Source organism: Enterobacter cloacae complex sp. SYL001 (assembly GCF_049237025.1).
GTDB lineage: Bacteria > Pseudomonadota > Gammaproteobacteria > Enterobacterales > Enterobacteriaceae > Enterobacter > Enterobacter intestinihominis.
On sequence record NZ_JBMKJI010000014.1, the window covers coordinates 47,382 to 63,260 of the forward strand.

Here is a 15,879-nt window from a genome sequence, read left to right on the forward strand (position 1 = left end):
GCTTTTATAATGAGCGCGCGAACCCCGGATGTCACCCGGTCGAGATCAATAATGAAAAAGAAAAGGAAGAGAACATCCCCCCAGAACGAGGGGATGGCAGCGAATTAACGCAATTCGACGCGTACGCGATCGAGATCTTCAGGCGTATCCACACCGGTGCCAGGGACTTCCTGGGCAACCGCAACGTGAATTTTCTCGCCGTACCACAGTACGCGAAGCTGTTCGAGCATTTCGATATGCTCAAGCGGGCTTGGTGCCCAGGCGACATAGCGACGAATAAAGCCGGCGCGGTAGCCGTAAATACCGATGTGGCGCAGGAAGGTTTCGCCGATCGTCTCTTTCGATTGCGCGAAACGATCGCGATCCCACGGAATGGTGGCGCGGGAGAAATAGAGCGCGTAGCCCTCTGCGTCCATGACCACTTTCACCGCATTCGGATTGAACGCCTCTTCAGCGTGGTGAATCGGCACCGCGAGGGTCGCCATGCCAACCTTACGCTGGGCCAGGTTGTCGGCCACCTGACGGATAATAGCCGCCGGGATCATCGGCTCATCGCCCTGCACGTTCACAATCACCGTCTCGTCACTGAAACCGCATTTTTCGACGACTTCCGCCAGGCGCTCGGTGCCTGACTGGTGGTCGGCACGGGTCATGCACACTTCCCCACCCGCGGCCTCAACCGCTCGCGCGACATCCGGGTGATCGGTGGCGACGATGACGCGTCCGGCGCCCGATTCGCGTGCCCGTTCAAGGACATGCACAATCATCGGTTTACCGTTGATATCCACCAGCGGTTTACCTGGCAGGCGCGTTGAAGCATAACGCGCAGGGATAATGACAACAAAACTCATGGTTTGATCTCTTCTGCCACCAGGGAACGGGCTTCATTTTCCAGCAGGACCGGAATACCGTCACGCAGCGGGAACGCCAGGCTGTCCAGTTTGCAAATCAGCTCTTGTTTATCCTGGCTGTAATACAGTTTGCCGTTGCACACCGGGCAGGCAATAATTTCAAGTAAACGGTGATCCATAGTTCCTCCGTATGGGTAATCGCTAAAGCTTATCACATTCCCTTTTCAGGGAGTGCCTGTTTCCCAGCCACCTCGACAGGTCGTAAACAGCCCCGCAGGCACGCGACCGAGTACAATTTCATGCGCCCCCTGCCAGCGCGCAAATTCACTGAGCGCAGACGTTAGCCCTTTTTCCAGGCCAGCCGTGACTTTTATGCCCTCTTCCAGCCAGAGCGCGATAACTTCAAGCATGCCGGTTTTACGGTGCATTTTAGCGTCCATGCGCCCGACAAGCTGCCCTTTATGAAGCAACGGCAAAACAAAATAACCGTACTGACGCTTTTGCGCCGGGGTGTAGCATTCCAGACGGTAGCTGAAATCAAACAGCTGTTCGGCCCGCTTTCTGTCCCAGACTACGGGGTCGAATGGCGAGAGCACGGCACTGTGGGTCGCCTGGAGTTTGCCCTCTTGCGCCTGTGCCAGCAGAGGGAACAAATCCGCATGCAGCCACATTTCACCTAACGACTCAACCGAGACCGGCATCACGCGCTGTTCACGCTGCCACGTTTCCAGCAGCGGTTTTAGCTGCGGCTGACGCAGGCGATAATAATCCGCCAGCCACTGTGGGCGGAATATGCCCAGGCTGCGGGCGCTGTTCCCGAGCATGATGGCTTCGGCTGCGTCCTGAGACAGCAGGTCACGCGTATCGTCCCAGTGAGGCATAACGCGGTGCGTGAGGTCATAAACGCGCTGAAAGTTGCGGCGCTCGACCACCATCACTTTGCCCGACGTAAACAGCCCTTCAAGATGGCGTTTGTGCGGTTTCCACTCCCACCATCCGCTTGCGCCTTTTCGCGGGTGTTCAAAATCCGCAGAGCGTACCGGACCGTTTTCCTGAATATGGGCAATCAGTTGTTCTATTTCATCCGCGTGTTCCGCCATCCACTCCTGGCGGTATTTCCAGCCCATTTTGTCCGGGGCGAGCATGCGGTGACGCACCAGTGCAAAATCGCTGCGCGGGAGAAAACAGGCTTCATGCGCCCAGTATTCCATCAGTTCGCCCTGACTTAGCGCATTATCCAGCCACTGCGGAGGATAGTTTCCCAGGCGGCTAAACAGGACCAGATACGGGCTACGCGCCACGATGTTAATGGTGTCGATTTGCAGCAACGACATGCGTTGCACGGTAGAGAGGATATCCGCTGGCTGTGCGCGGCGGCGGGGCTTTTTCAGAAGCCCCTGGGCGGCAAGATGCAGGTTTCGTGCGGCTGCAAGTGAGAGTTGCGGTAGAGACATGCGTTTTCCTGTCAGTCAAAGCGCCACCGGAACCGCGTAGAAGTTACTGCACTAACGCGAGCAGTTCCTTGAGCAAATGTTCCGGCTGTTCGCCGCTGAGTTCAGCATCAACCGGCAGATACCACCAGTTTTCTTTCGCAAAGGCCCGGCATTTTACCGCGTCTTTTTCCGTCATGATCAGCGTCTGGCCCGGTGCGGCCAGCCTCTCAATCTCTTCGGCAACCAGCGCCTGGTGATCGGCCAGCGGTACCCGTTTCTCCAGCCGCGCGCCGCACTGCTCCAGCGTCGCGAAGAAACGCGGCGGATGACCAATCCCGGCCATCGCAATCAGATGATCCAGTAACGCGACGTCTTTACGCTCGCCGGTCAGCATATTCACTGCCTTTCCGGGACGAAGATGCATCGGGATCTCACTCGCTCTGGCTTCACCACCGTTCACAATCACGGCATCGACGCTCTTCAGGCGCGACGCACGCTCACGCATTGGACCGGCTGGAAGCCACCAGCCGTTGCCAAAACGCCGCACGCCGTCAATAACCACGATCTCTTTGTCACGCGCCAGCGCGTAATGCTGCAAACCATCATCGGTAATTATGATTTGTACGTCATGCTCTGCAAGCAGTGCCTTTACGGCATCACTGCGCACCGGCGATACCGCAACCGGCGCGCCAGTACGTTGGTAAATCAGTACCGGCTCATCACCGGCTTCAGCGGTTGTCGTAGCTGGGCTCAGCACCAGTGGATACTGCGCCGCTTTACCACCGTAACCGCGTGAGACAACTCCCGGGCGGATACCGCGCTTCTGGAGCTGTTCTACCAGCCAGATCACCACCGGCGTTTTGCCGTTTCCACCCGCCGTCAGGTTGCCGACCACCACGACCGGTACCGGTGCGCGCCAGGCGCGCTTGATCCCGATGCGATAAAGCAGACGAATAGCACCGCTCACCAGGCCATACAGCCAGGAGAGCGGGAGAAGCAGCACCCACAGAGGGGATTCACCCGACCAGATGCGTGCAATCATTGACCGAACTGCATTTTATGAAGCTGCGCGTAAACACCACGTTGTTCCAGCAGGTCCGCATGGCTGCCGCGTTCAACGATAACGCCGTCTTCCACCACCACGATTTCGTCAGCCTGTTCGATGGTCGACAGACGGTGCGCGATAACCAGCGAGGTACGGTTTTTCTGTAATTCATCCAGAGCCGACTGGATAGCGCGTTCAGATTCCGTATCCAGTGCGGACGTTGCTTCATCGAGGATCAGAATCGGGCTGTTGCGCAGCAGCGCTCGGGCAATCGCGATACGTTGACGCTGACCACCGGAGAGCAGCACCCCGTTTTCGCCAATGATCGTATCCAGACCGTTATCCATTTTGTTAATGAAGTCCATCGCATAGGCCATACGCGCCGCATTCTCGATCTCTTCACGGCTGTACTCTTCGGTACGGGCATACGCAATGTTGTTTGCCACCGTATCGTTGAACAGATGCACGTTCTGCGAAACCAGCGCGACCTGGTTACGCAACGACTGTAGGGTATATTCCCGCAGGTCGTGACCATCAAGCAGGATTTCGCCCTGGTCGATATCGTAGAAACGGGTAATCAGGCTGGCAATAGTCGACTTGCCCGAACCGGAACGACCGACCAGTGCAACGGTTTTACCCGCCGGAATGGACAGGCTGATATCACGCAGCGCCGGCACTTCACGGCCTGGATAGGTAAAGGTCACGTTGCGGAATTCCAGGTCACCTTTAGCGCGCTCGATCACGCGTGTACCTTCATCTTTTTCCTGTTCGGAATCGAGGATGCTGAACAGCGTCTGACAGGCTGCCATCCCGCGCTGGAACTGGGCGTTGACGTTTGTGAGCGATTTCAGCGGACGCATCAGCGCAATCATGGATGAGAACACCACGGTAATGGTACCCGCAGTCAGGGTTTCCATGACGCTCGGGAAGCTTGCTGCATACAGGACGAAGGCCAGGGCCAAAGAGGCAATCAGCTGAATGATCGGATCGGAAATCGACGAGGCCGATACCATTTTCATCCCTTGTAGGCGCATTCTGTTGCTGACCTTGTCAAAGCGTTTGGTTTCGACTTCCTGACCGCCGAAGATCAACACTTCCTTATGGCCTTTCAGCATCTGCTCGGCGCTGGTAGTCACCTGCCCCATCGTATTCTGCATATTTTTACTGATGTTGCGAAAACGCTTTGATACCACGCGGATCGCGATGGAGACAATCGGCGCCAGCACAATAAGGATCAGCGACAGTTGCCAGCTGTAATAGAACATCATCGCAAAAAGACCGATGATGGATGCGCCTTCACGCACAACGGTAATCAGTGCGCTGGAAGAGGACGACGCCACCTGCTCTGAATCGTAGGTAATACGCGACAGCAGGGTACCGGTTGACTGTTTGTCAAAGAATGAGACTGGCATCCCCATCATATGGCTGAATAACCGACGGCGCATGGTCATCACCACTTTACCGGATACCCAGGAGATGCAGTAGCTGGATACATAGCTGGAGATTCCGCGTAAGATCATCAGCCCAATAACCACCAGCGGCATCCATAGCAGCACTGAACGATCCGTTTTACCAAAACCGTCATCCAGTAACGGTTTGAGAAGCGATAACATAAACGTATCGCTGGCTGCGTTGAGGATTAACGCTACGCCCGCCACGATCAAGCCTGCTTTGAAAGGTGCAATCATCGGCCAGAGCCGGCGGAACGTTTGCCACGTGGAGAGATCTTTGTCGTTATGCATTCAAAAAACCAGCATTTGTTGAAATAGCCGCATATTCTACCCGTTATCTACGGGCGCGCCAAACCACTGATGATACCAACGCGGTAAATAGTGTTCACGTAAGCGGCGAATTTGCCGACTTTGGTGCGAAAACGTCACAGTTATCTGTCCGGACTGCGGGGTATCAAGCCAGAGATATCCCTCAGTTCGATAGCGCCTGACTACTTTGATGGAAGGGAAACGCCACGCGTTATAGCGGGCCATCGAGGCCAGCGAAACCTGCCCCTCCACGCGCTGTAGCAGCGGTGTTGAAGATGACGTGTTACTCCCATGATGCGGCACCTGAATCAGTGTAGCCGCAAGTTGACGCCAGCGGTGGCTCAACATTGCCAGTTCTGCCTGCGCTTCAATATCTCCGGTCAGTAAAACGCTCTGTTCGCCGTCATCGATTTTTACCACGCAGGAGCGGTTGTTACCTTTCGCCGGGGTGTTTTCGGGTGGCCAATGCACGGAGAACGTTAACCCATGCCACTGCCATCGCTGTCCACGAAAGCATGGAAGATGTCCGGCCCAGGCTAAGGGGCTTCTGATCCACATTGCAGGCCAGGCAGCTTTTAGCGATGCCAGTCCCCCCGCGTGGTCGAGATGTTCATGGCTCAGGATCACCCCTTCCGGCCTCAGATGATGCCAGCGTAGCCAGGGGATAATCAGCTGCTGCGCGCTGTCCCCACCGGGCCATGCCAGCCCGGTGTCATACAGAATGGCCTTCCCGTGACGCTCAATGACCATCGCCAGCCCTTGCCCTACATCCAGCATATGCAGGGACCAGCTGTCAGTTTTAATCCTGTGCCAGAGGGGAAATGCCATCACCACGCTGCCTGCCAGACAGACTGCGGGTACTGCGCTGAAGGCCCTGAATCGCCAGCCAATGATCAGCAGCCACGGCAGTAACGTCAGGTATTGCCAGCGTTCATCCACGTCCTGCCAGCCATTCGGTAAACGCATCAATAGCCAGAAAAGTCCTGCCAGAGACTTATCGGCAGCCAGCCAGACGATACTTTCCAGCGTCGCCACCGGAAACAGATGCAGAAACATGCCGAGCAGGATCAGTGGAACTGAGATAAACGTTACCAGAGGAACAGCAAACAGATTCGCCACCAGCGAGGAGAGACTGAAACCATGGAAAATCAGTACCTGAAGCGGCAACAGAAGCAGCAGCATTCCAACCTGCAAATACAACAGCGTAACCAGCGGCCGCAGGCACCGGCCACGTTGCCAGTGCGGGAGAGGCAACCACTGATACCAAAAAATAAGCGCGGCGACCGCAAACGCGGATAACGCCAGGCTTTGTGACAGTACCGCCAGCGGATCGAAAAACAGGATCGCCGCCACGCAGGTAAGCCATACCTGCCAGGGCGACCACTGACGACCGCCCATTTTTAATGCGGCCAGCACCACAAGCGCCATAACCGTACGTAGCGCAGGCGGCTGCAAGCCCGTTAGCCATGCGTAAAACGCGGCAAAAATCAGCCCTGTCAGCAATGGGATTTGCCAGATAATCCAGCGGCCCGGCAGGAAAAATTGGATCCCCCGCGCCAGAAACCAGATGACAGAAGCGGCCAGCGCAATATGCAATCCCGAGATTGCCATCAGATGCATCGTTCCGGTCTCACGCATCAGGTTTTTTATCTCCCGCGAGACCGACAACCGCTCCCCCATCCCCAGCCCCAGGATCACGGGCCCCCACTGATATGCTGAAAGCGTATTCTGTAGTGATGTCAGGTATTGCGAACGCAGGCTACAGCGTGCGTCGACAATCTCCGCATGGGTAAACCGTCCGCTCAGCGTCTGGTGTCGGGCAAAGGCGTTTTTCTGCGAATCATAGCCGCCATCGTTGAGTTCTCCGTGTACCGCCCTGAGCCGCAGGGTCATCGCCCAGCGTTGACCCACGCAGACATTTTGAGGCAGGTAGTTGCCGTAGAGTGACACGCCCATGGCAGCCCACACGCGTTCTCCATTGAGGCTGATAATCCTTCCCTGATGCATCGTTGCGCCGTCAGTTGCGGTAATGACCACCTCGGCCTGCTGCGGTGCTTTCGTTAAATGGTTCATCGGCCACACGCTTTCCTGAGCGGCCAGGATCCCCCAGCACATAAAAAGCAATGCGAGGCCTGAAAACCTGAGCCATTTTCTCTTCTGTACGGATAACGCAACTCCTGCGGCAATCAGCAACCAGACAATATGCAAATCTGGCAAAACGGGTAACCAATAGAGCGGGATTATGGCCAGAATGGCGCACATACTGATAACGTGGATCCCCATCTTCACCTCCATGTTTCAGGCGATTATGCGGCGGGACTGATGCGTCGTCAGACAGAAAAGGCGTGATTTACAGCGGGCGCTGCAACGTTTTTAAGCGTTTACAGCAAAGAGAAAATTTAAATGCGGCGCGTATTCAGAAATGCAGGGCGGGATACAAAAAAAGCACCCTAAGGTGCTTTCTTTAAACTCAGTTTAACCCTGATGATTAAACTCAGTTACCGTAAATATTGGCGCGATCGCGCAGTTCTTTACCCGGCTTAAAGTGCGGAACATACTTTCCTTCCAGCTCCACTTTATCGCCAGTCTTCGGGTTACGCCCGGTACGTGGTGCACGATAGTGCAGGGAAAAACTACCGAAACCGCGGATTTCAATGCGCTCGCCCTGGGCAAGAGTGGTAGCCATATGCTCCAGCATCTCTTTAACGGCATCTTCCACAGCCTTGGCAGGGATATGCGGTTGCTGACTGGCAAGTCTTTCAATCAATTCTGACTTGGTCATGATTCCTCCGGTTCCTTTCAAACCCATTAGCTGAACAGCTTATTAAACAAGGGCGGCCGTAGCCGCCCTTTGTTATTGATTACAGGACGAATCCTGCAATCTGTCAAGTCTGCTCTCCATCCTTCGCGCTGTAAATGCGTTACAGCTCAAATGATGGTGCGAACCTGAACTTACTCGCCTTTAGCTGCTTTGAAAGCTTCAGCCATTGCGTTGTTAGAGAAGTTTGCATCTTCCTGTTTGTTCACAGTTGCGATTGCATCTTTCTCATCAGCTTCGTCTTTAGCACGAACAGACAGGCTGATTGCACGGTTCTTACGGTCAACACCGGTGAACTTAGCTTCAACGTCGTCACCAACGCTCAGAACCAGAGTTGCATCTTCAACGCGGTCACGTGAAGCTTCGGAAGCGCGCAGGTAACCTTCAACGCCGTCAGCCAGTTCTACGGTTGCGCCTTTAGCGTCAACAGCAGTCACTTTACCGTTTACGATTGCGCCTTTCTTGTTCAGTGCAACCCAGTTGTTGAACGGATCTTCTGCGAGCTGTTTAACGCCCAGGGAGATACGTTCACGCTCTGCGTCAACCTGCAGAACAACTGCTGCGATTTCGTCGCCTTTTTTGTATTCACGAACTGCTTCTTCGCCTGCAACGTTCCAGGAGATGTCAGACAGGTGAACCAGGCCATCGATGCCGCCGTCCAGGCCGATGAAGATACCGAAGTCAGTGATAGACTTGATTTTACCTTCAACACGGTCGCCCTTGTTGTGGGTTTCCGCGAACTGCTGCCATGGGTTGTTTTTGCACTGCTTCAGGCCCAGGGAGATACGACGACGTTCTTCGTCGATATCCAGAACCATCACTTCCACTACATCACCAACGTTAACAACTTTGGATGGGTGGATGTTTTTGTTGGTCCAGTCCATTTCGGAAACGTGCACCAGGCCTTCAACGCCTTCTTCGATTTCAACGAAGCAGCCGTAGTCGGTCAGGTTGGTAACGCGACCAGTCAGTTTAGTACCTTCTGGGTAACGCTTAGCGATAGCTACCCATGGATCTTCGCCCAGCTGTTTCAGGCCGAGGGATACACGAGTACGCTCGCGGTCGAACTTCAGCACTTTAACAGTGATTTCGTCGCCCACGTTCACGATTTCGCTTGGGTGCTTAACGCGTTTCCACGCCATGTCGGTGATGTGCAGCAGGCCATCAACGCCGCCCAGGTCAACGAATGCGCCGTAGTCAGTGAGGTTCTTAACGATACCTTTGACTTCCATGCCTTCCTGCAGGTTTTCCAGCAGCTGATCGCGTTCTGCGCTGTTTTCGGATTCGATAACGGCACGACGGGAAACAACAACGTTGTTACGCTTCTGGTCCAGCTTGATTACTTTGAACTCAAGCTCTTTGCCTTCGAGGTGCAGGGTGTCACGGACTGGACGAACGTCTACCAGAGAACCTGGCAGGAACGCACGAATACCATTCAGCTCAACAGTGAAGCCACCTTTAACTTTGCCGTTGATAACACCGACCACAGTTTCAGCTTCTTCGTAAGCTTTTTCCAGCGTGATCCATGCTTCGTGACGTTTAGCTTTCTCACGAGACAGCAGGGTTTCGCCGAAGCCGTCTTCTACTGCGTCCAGAGCAACGTCAACTTCGTCACCTACCTGGATTTCCAGCTCGCCCTGGGCGTTTTTGAACTGCTCAGCCGGGATGGCGGACTCAGATTTCAGACCGGCGTCAACCAGTACTACGTCTTTGTCGATAGCAACAACAACACCGCGAACGATGGAACCCGGACGGGTTTCGATTTCTTTTAAGGATTCTTCAAACAGTTGAGCAAAAGATTCAGTCATGTTTAATCTTCAGGTTAATATTAACGTCCACCTGGCTCCGTGCCGGATGGGGTTGTTTCACATACCCGCCGTCAATCCATTGCAGCGGGGGTACTGCTAAATCGGTCGCGATTACGCGAGTGCCAGTTTTTGGCGCGCATATTGTAGCGCTTTTTCAATCACTTGCTCAATAGTTAAACTGGTTGAATCCAGCACTAATGCGTCTTGCGCGGGAACAAGTGGTGCGACGGCGCGGTTACGATCGCGGTCATCGCGCTCTTTTATCTCGGATAAAAGGCGATCAAAGTTAACACTAAACCCCTTTTCCTGCAACTGAAGCATGCGGCGTTGAGCACGTTCTTCCGAAGAGGCGTCAAGGAAAATTTTCACTGGCGCATCAGGGAATACCACGGTTCCCATGTCGCGGCCGTCGGCGATCAGCCCCGGCGCTTCGCGGAAACCGCGCTGGCGACGTAACAGCGCTTCACGAACGCGTGGGAAAGCCGCCACCTGAGAGGCCGCATTGGCCACTTCCTGCGTACGGATTTCACCGCTGACATCTTCCCCTTCCAGGATCACTTCAAGGTTGCCATCAGTAGAGACAAAGCGCACATCCAGATGTGCAGCCAGCGGTACCAGCGCTTCTTCAGACGCAACATCTACATGATGATGCAGCGCAGCCAGCGCCAGCACGCGATAGATTGCTCCCGAATCTAAAAGATGCCATTGCAATGCTTCCGCCATCGCTTTGCACAGAGTACCTTTCCCTGCGCCACTTGGCCCATCAATGGTGATTACCGGGGCAATTGCCGTCATCTTTTTCTCCTTAATTAAGGCATACCGTTTACATGAACGCCGCGCATTATACGCGCCAACGTGCGCAACTGTTACCTTTGCGTGCAAATTACGGAATGATTGAAGCAGAGTGTAGAAGAAATGAAAGAGGATGACTGTCAGAAAGCGTAAGGAAATGCCGCATCAGGAGATGCGGCATACGATCGTCAGGCCAGGGTGCTAATGCGCGCCAGCTGTTCGAAGTAGTCCGGGAAGGTTTTCGCCGTGCACTTCGGGTCAAGGATGGTGACTGGCGTATCTGACAGCGCCACCAGCGAGAAACACATCGCCATGCGGTGATCGTTGTAGGTGCCAATTTCTGCAAATTGCAGTTTTGCCGGCGGCGTGACGCGAATGTAGTCTTCGCCCTCTTCTACCACCGCCCCCACTTTACGCAGCTCGGTTGCCATTGCGAACAGGCGGTCAGTCTCTTTTACGCGCCAGTTATAGATGTTACGCAGCGTGGTGGTGCCTTTCGCAAACAGCGCAGCGGTGGCGATGGTCATTGCCGCGTCAGGAATATGGTTCATGTCCATGTCGATGGCGTTCAGCTCACCGTGCGTACAGGAGATGAAGTCATCGCCCCAGGTCACAACCGCGCCCATTTTTTCCAGCACGTCGGCAAAACGAATGTCGCCCTGCACGCTGTTGCGACCAATACCCGTCACTTTTACCGTACCGCCTTTAATCGCACCCGCGGCCAGGAAGTAGGACGCGGATGACGCATCCCCTTCAACCAGGTAGTTGCCCGGAGACTGGTACTGCTTTGCCCCGCGCACCACGAAGCGTTGGTATGACTGGTTTTCCACCTCAACACCAAAGGTTTTCATCAGGTGCAGCGTGATATCAATGTACGGCTTAGAGACCAGATCGCCTTTAATGCTAATCACGGTATCATTTGGAGCCAGCGGTGCGGTCATCAGCAGTGCCGTCAGGAACTGGCTGGAGACGCTACCGTCAACCTCAACATTACCGCCAGTGAAACCACCGCGCAGACGCAGTGGCGGGTAATTTTCTTGCTCAAGATAATCAATCTGCGCGCCGCCCTGACGCAGGGCATCGACCAGGTGGCCGATCGGACGCTCTTTCATGCGCGGCTCGCCGGTCAGCACAATATCGTTGCTCCCAAGACACAGCGCAGCGGCCAGAGGACGCATCGCCGTACCGGCGTTACCCAGGAAAAGCTCCAGCGCTTCAGCGGAATGTAATGCGCCGCCGTTACCGGTGACTTCACAACGGGTACGATCGTCAGACAGCGCGTACTGAACGCCCAACGCTTTCAGTGCATTGAGCATATGGCGCACGTCATCGCTGTCCAGCAGATTAGTGAGGACGGTGGTGCCGTTTGCCAGAGCTGCCAGCAGCAGAGCGCGGTTCGAGACACTTTTTGAACCAGGCAGATTAATGGTGCCATCTACCCGCGCGATAGGTTGTAACGTCAGGGATTCCATGAAACTCAACTCTCAACTCAACATAATAAAAACCCCGCAGGAACGCTGCGGGGGTGAAAAACAGCCAATTAACCGTGACGACGTTCGAAGTCGATCATGAAATCAGTCAGGGCTTTAACGCCTTCCAGCGGCATCGCGTTATAGATAGAGGCACGCATACCGCCTACCACACGGTGACCTTTCAGCGCATGCAGACCCGCCGCGAAGGACTCTTCCAGGAACACGTTATCCAGGTTGTTGTCCGCCAGCTGGAACGGCACGTTCATGCGCGAACGGTTAGTTTTGGCGACATCGTTACGGTAGAAATCGCTCTTGTCGATCACGCCGTACAGCAGTTCAGCTTTTTGCTGATTGATCTTGTCCATCTGCGCCACGCCGCCTTTTTGCTTCAGCCATTTGAAGACCAGGCCGGAGAGATACCAGGCGAACGTTGGTGGAGTGTTGAACATGGAATCGTTGTCGTTCAGGACGGTGTAATCCAGAATTGACGGGCAAGACTTATGGGCTTTCCCCAGCAGGTCTTCACGCACGATAACGATAGTCAGACCCGCAGGACCGATGTTTTTCTGGGCACCCGCGTAGATGACGCCGTAGCGGCTGACGTCCAGCGGCGTGGACAGAATGGTGGAGGAGAAGTCCGCCGTCACAATGACATTTTCGCCAAAGTCTGGCTCTTCGTGAATAGCGATACCGTCGATGGTTTCGTTCGGGCAGTAATGAAGATACGCGGCGTTGTCAGAAAGCTGCCACTCACTCATCGGCTTCACGGCGCGCATACCGTCAACGGTCACTTTGGCATCGATAACGTTCGGCGTGCAATATTTGTGCGCTTCTTTTACCGCACTGGCCGCCCAGTAGCCGGCATCAACGTAATCAGCGGTGGATTTGTCGCCCAGCAGATTGAGCGGAATACCCGCAAACTGACCGCGTCCACCGCCGTGACAGAACAATACTTTGTAGTTCGAGGGAATGTTCAGCAGATCGCGAAAATCCTTTTCTGCCTCTTCCGCCACCTGAATAAACGCTTTACCCCGGTGGCTGACTTCCATCACCGACGTACCCAGACCGTTCCAGTCACACAGCTCCTGTTGAGCCTGTTTGAGCACGTCTGCCGGTAACATTGCCGGACCTGAACTGAAATTAAAGACTTGAGCCATTTCCCCTCACCACGCTAAAAGCCATAAGTTATAACTGTGGATATCGGTTTTATCACTCAGTGACACGCGCCGCAATGTCTAAAACTTATGGCCGAAGAAATGTGCCCCTCGTCACACAAAACAATCTGCCGTACCGTTGTCGCAAAACCGACAATATCGCTGTCAGGTAATGCGTTTAGCACGGCTAACCTTCGTCCATTCTGGATTTGTACAGCGAGGGCATAATTGATGATCGCCCGCCTGCATGACCACCACGTGGCTGCATTTTATGCAGGCATACTGGCCCGCATCAGGGACGGTTTTGTATCGCTCGATAAGCATATCCGGCAGTATGCACAGGCCGGGCTTGACCTCATCGTCAGGATAGTAATAAACGCTGATTTGACCGTTCGTTTCCATAATCGCCAGACGCACCTGCCCCAGTTGTTCAACGCTGCTTATACGTAGCTCCATAAAGAACTCAAACTCCGTCATATTGGCGCTTTGCACATTCTCCCAGGCCAGTTGACCATCTTCGACAATCACCACCGGTTTTCCTTCGAACAGATCTTCCAGTTTTTCACTTTTCGACATCAGCCACATGACCAGCCGGTACAGCAGCGCAAGCGTCACGAAGACGATAAAAACCGGCACCATCGGCACATCGTCATAAAAGGCAACGTCCCCTGCCGCCGAACCCAGCGTCAGGATAATCAGCACTTCAAACAGTGACATCTGCCGCACGCCGCGACGTCCGGTGATTTTCAGGAACAGGAAGACGAGTACAAAGGTGTACAGGCTACGCAACGCCACTTCGCCTAAAAACTCAGGTGGGACTTTATCAAACGCCATCCGCTGGAGATCAAATGCTTTCATTTTTTTATGCCTTAACAGTAGGTTACTGCTTATAAGCATAGCCCAGCCATTTATTTTCGCCGGAGATAGCACCCGTCACGCAAAACCCGTATCATTGCGCGCTTTACGTACGATAAAAGTGAACGCCATGACTCAAACGTTTATCCCCGGCAAAGACGCCGCTCTGGAAGATTCCATCGCTCGCTTCCAGCAGAAACTGACCGACCTGGGCTTTAATATCGAAGAAGCCTCCTGGCTGAATCCGGTGCCTCACGTCTGGTCCGTGCATATTCGCGACAAAGACTGTGCGCTGTGCTTTACCAACGGCAAAGGCGCGACCAAAAAAGCGGCACTGGCCTCTGCGCTGGGTGAGTATTTTGAGCGTCTGTCCACCAACTATTTCTTCGCCGACTTCTGGCTGGGTGAAACGATTGCCAACGGCCCGTTCGTTCACTACCCGAACGAAAAATGGTTCCCGCTACCCGAAGACGACGAACTGCCGGAAGGCATTCTCGATGCCCGCCTGCGCGCGTTCTACGATCCGGAAAACGAACTGACCGCCAGCATGCTGATCGACCTGCAATCCGGCAATGAGGATCGTGGTATCTGCGCCCTGCCGTTCACCCGTCAGTCTGACGAGCAGACCGTTTACATTCCAATGAACATCGTTGGCAATCTGTATGTGTCTAACGGTATGTCTGCCGGTAACACCCGTAACGAAGCGCGTGTACAGGGGTTGTCTGAAGTTTTCGAGCGTCACATCAAAAACCGTATTATTGCTGAATCCATCAGCCTGCCGGAGATCCCGGCTGACGTGCTGGCGCGCTACCCGGGCGTGGTGGAATCCATCGCCAAACTGGAAGCGGAAGGTTTCCCAATCTTTGCTTATGACGGCTCTCTGGGCGGCAAATATCCGGTTATCTGCGTGGTACTGTTTAACCCGGCAAATGGCACCTGCTTCGCCTCTTTCGGCGCGCACCCGGACTTCGGCGTGGCGCTGGAGCGTACCGTGACCGAACTGCTGCAAGGTCGTAGCCTGAAAGATCTCGACGTATTCACCCCGCCAACCTTTGATGACGAAGAAGTCGCCGAGCACACCAACCTCGAAACGCACTTCATCGACTCCAGCGGTTTGATCTCCTGGGATATGTTCAAACAGGACGCAGACTATCCGTTCGTGGACTGGAGCTTTGCCGGTACGACGGAAGAAGAGTTCGCCACCCTGATGGCGATCTTCAACGCGGAAGATCAGGAAGTCTATATTGCCGACTATGAACACCTCGGCGTTTATGCGTGCCGTATTATTGTGCCGGGTATGTCGGACATCTATCCGGCAGAAGATCTGTGGCTGGCGAACAACAGCATGGGCGCGCATCTGCGTGAAACCCTGCTGGCCCTGCCGGGCAGCGAGTGGGATAAAGAAGATTATCTGAACCTGATCGCCCAACTGGACGAAGAAGGACACGATGATTTCACCCGCGTACGCGAACTGCTGGGTCTGGCAACCGGAAAAGATAACGGCTGGTACACGCTGCGCATCGGCGAGCTAAAAGCGATGCTGGCGCTGGCGGGCGGCGATCTGGATCAGGCTTTGGCCTGGACCGAGTGGACGATGGAGTTTAACCAGTCCGTCTTCTCCGCCGAGCGCACTAACTATTACCGTTGCCTGCAAACGCTGCTCCTGCTTTCTCAGGAAGACGACCGCGAGCCATTGCAGTATCTGAACGCCTTCGTCCGCATGTACGGTGCAGATGCCGTTGAAGCTGCCAGCGCTGCGCTGAGCGGTGAAGAACCGTTCTATGGCCTGCAAGCGGTTGACAGCGATCTGAAAGCCTTCCCGGCGCATCAGTCACTGCTGAATGCGTATGAAAAATTGCAGAAGGCTAAAGCCGCTTACTGGTCAAAATAA

13 protein-coding genes are annotated in these 15,879 nt (G+C 54.5%); 1 reads left to right on the forward strand and 12 read right to left on the reverse strand.

Annotation, left to right across the window (positions count from 1 at the left end):
* Nucleotides 1-104: 104 nt before the first annotated feature.
* From kdsB to ACOTZP_RS14155, 12 genes are all read right to left on the reverse strand, one after another.
* Complete coding sequence (kdsB, locus tag ACOTZP_RS14100) at nt 105-851, reverse strand: 3-deoxy-manno-octulosonate cytidylyltransferase (protein ID WP_023299728.1); 747 nt, start codon at nt 849-851, stop codon at nt 105-107.
* On the reverse strand, nt 848-1,030 hold the full coding sequence (gene ycaR / locus ACOTZP_RS14105) for a protein YcaR (RefSeq protein ID WP_003858220.1): 183 nt from the start codon (nt 1,028-1,030) through the stop codon (nt 848-850). Before ycaR ends, kdsB begins: the two co-directional genes overlap by 4 nt.
* Nucleotides 1,031-1,075: 45 nt before the next feature.
* On the reverse strand, nt 1,076-2,305 hold the full coding sequence (locus tag ACOTZP_RS14110) for a winged helix-turn-helix domain-containing protein (RefSeq protein WP_032676339.1): 1,230 nt from the start codon (nt 2,303-2,305) through the stop codon (nt 1,076-1,078).
* A gap of 43 nt (nt 2,306-2,348) precedes the next feature.
* The gene (gene lpxK / locus ACOTZP_RS14115; protein ID WP_063841441.1) at nt 2,349-3,326 is read right to left on the reverse strand and encodes a tetraacyldisaccharide 4'-kinase; all 978 of its coding nucleotides are present in this window, start codon (nt 3,324-3,326) and stop codon (nt 2,349-2,351) included.
* Nucleotides 3,323-5,071 carry a lipid A ABC transporter ATP-binding protein/permease MsbA gene (msbA, locus tag ACOTZP_RS14120; RefSeq protein ID WP_003858227.1) on the reverse strand — a complete coding sequence of 583 codons (1,749 nt, stop codon included), beginning with the start codon at nt 5,069-5,071 and terminating at the stop codon, nt 3,323-3,325. The genes lpxK and msbA overlap by 4 nt, the downstream gene beginning before the upstream one ends.
* Nucleotides 5,072-5,107: 36 nt before the next feature.
* Complete coding sequence (locus ACOTZP_RS14125) at nt 5,108-7,372, reverse strand: ComEC family protein (protein WP_271075164.1); 2,265 nt, start codon at nt 7,370-7,372, stop codon at nt 5,108-5,110.
* A 211-nt stretch (nt 7,373-7,583) separates the two neighbouring features.
* Nucleotides 7,584-7,871 (reverse strand): integration host factor subunit beta, encoded by a 288-nt coding sequence (gene ihfB, locus ACOTZP_RS14130; protein ID WP_003858233.1) that lies wholly within the window; start codon nt 7,869-7,871, stop codon nt 7,584-7,586.
* 170 nt (nt 7,872-8,041) lie between these two features.
* Complete coding sequence (gene rpsA / locus ACOTZP_RS14135; protein WP_003858235.1) at nt 8,042-9,715, reverse strand: 30S ribosomal protein S1; 1,674 nt, start codon at nt 9,713-9,715, stop codon at nt 8,042-8,044.
* A gap of 111 nt (nt 9,716-9,826) precedes the next feature.
* The gene (gene cmk, locus ACOTZP_RS14140; protein ID WP_015570968.1) at nt 9,827-10,510 is read right to left on the reverse strand and encodes a (d)CMP kinase; all 684 of its coding nucleotides are present in this window, start codon (nt 10,508-10,510) and stop codon (nt 9,827-9,829) included.
* 185 nt (nt 10,511-10,695) lie between these two features.
* Nucleotides 10,696-11,979, reverse strand: coding sequence for a 3-phosphoshikimate 1-carboxyvinyltransferase (gene aroA, locus ACOTZP_RS14145; protein ID WP_271075163.1), 1,284 nt, complete (start codon nt 11,977-11,979; stop codon nt 10,696-10,698).
* Nucleotides 11,980-12,047: 68 nt separating this feature from the next.
* Nucleotides 12,048-13,136, reverse strand: coding sequence for a 3-phosphoserine/phosphohydroxythreonine transaminase (gene serC / locus ACOTZP_RS14150; RefSeq protein WP_022647627.1), 1,089 nt, complete (start codon nt 13,134-13,136; stop codon nt 12,048-12,050).
* A 162-nt stretch (nt 13,137-13,298) separates the two neighbouring features.
* Nucleotides 13,299-13,991 carry a DUF421 domain-containing protein gene (locus ACOTZP_RS14155; protein ID WP_023299721.1) on the reverse strand — a complete coding sequence of 231 codons (693 nt, stop codon included), beginning with the start codon at nt 13,989-13,991 and terminating at the stop codon, nt 13,299-13,301.
* 127 nt (nt 13,992-14,118) lie between these two features.
* Between ACOTZP_RS14155 and ycaO the strand changes: the two genes are divergently transcribed.
* Entirely contained in the window at nt 14,119-15,879 is a 1,761-nt protein-coding gene (gene ycaO, locus ACOTZP_RS14160) for a 30S ribosomal protein S12 methylthiotransferase accessory factor YcaO (protein WP_022647625.1), read from the forward strand.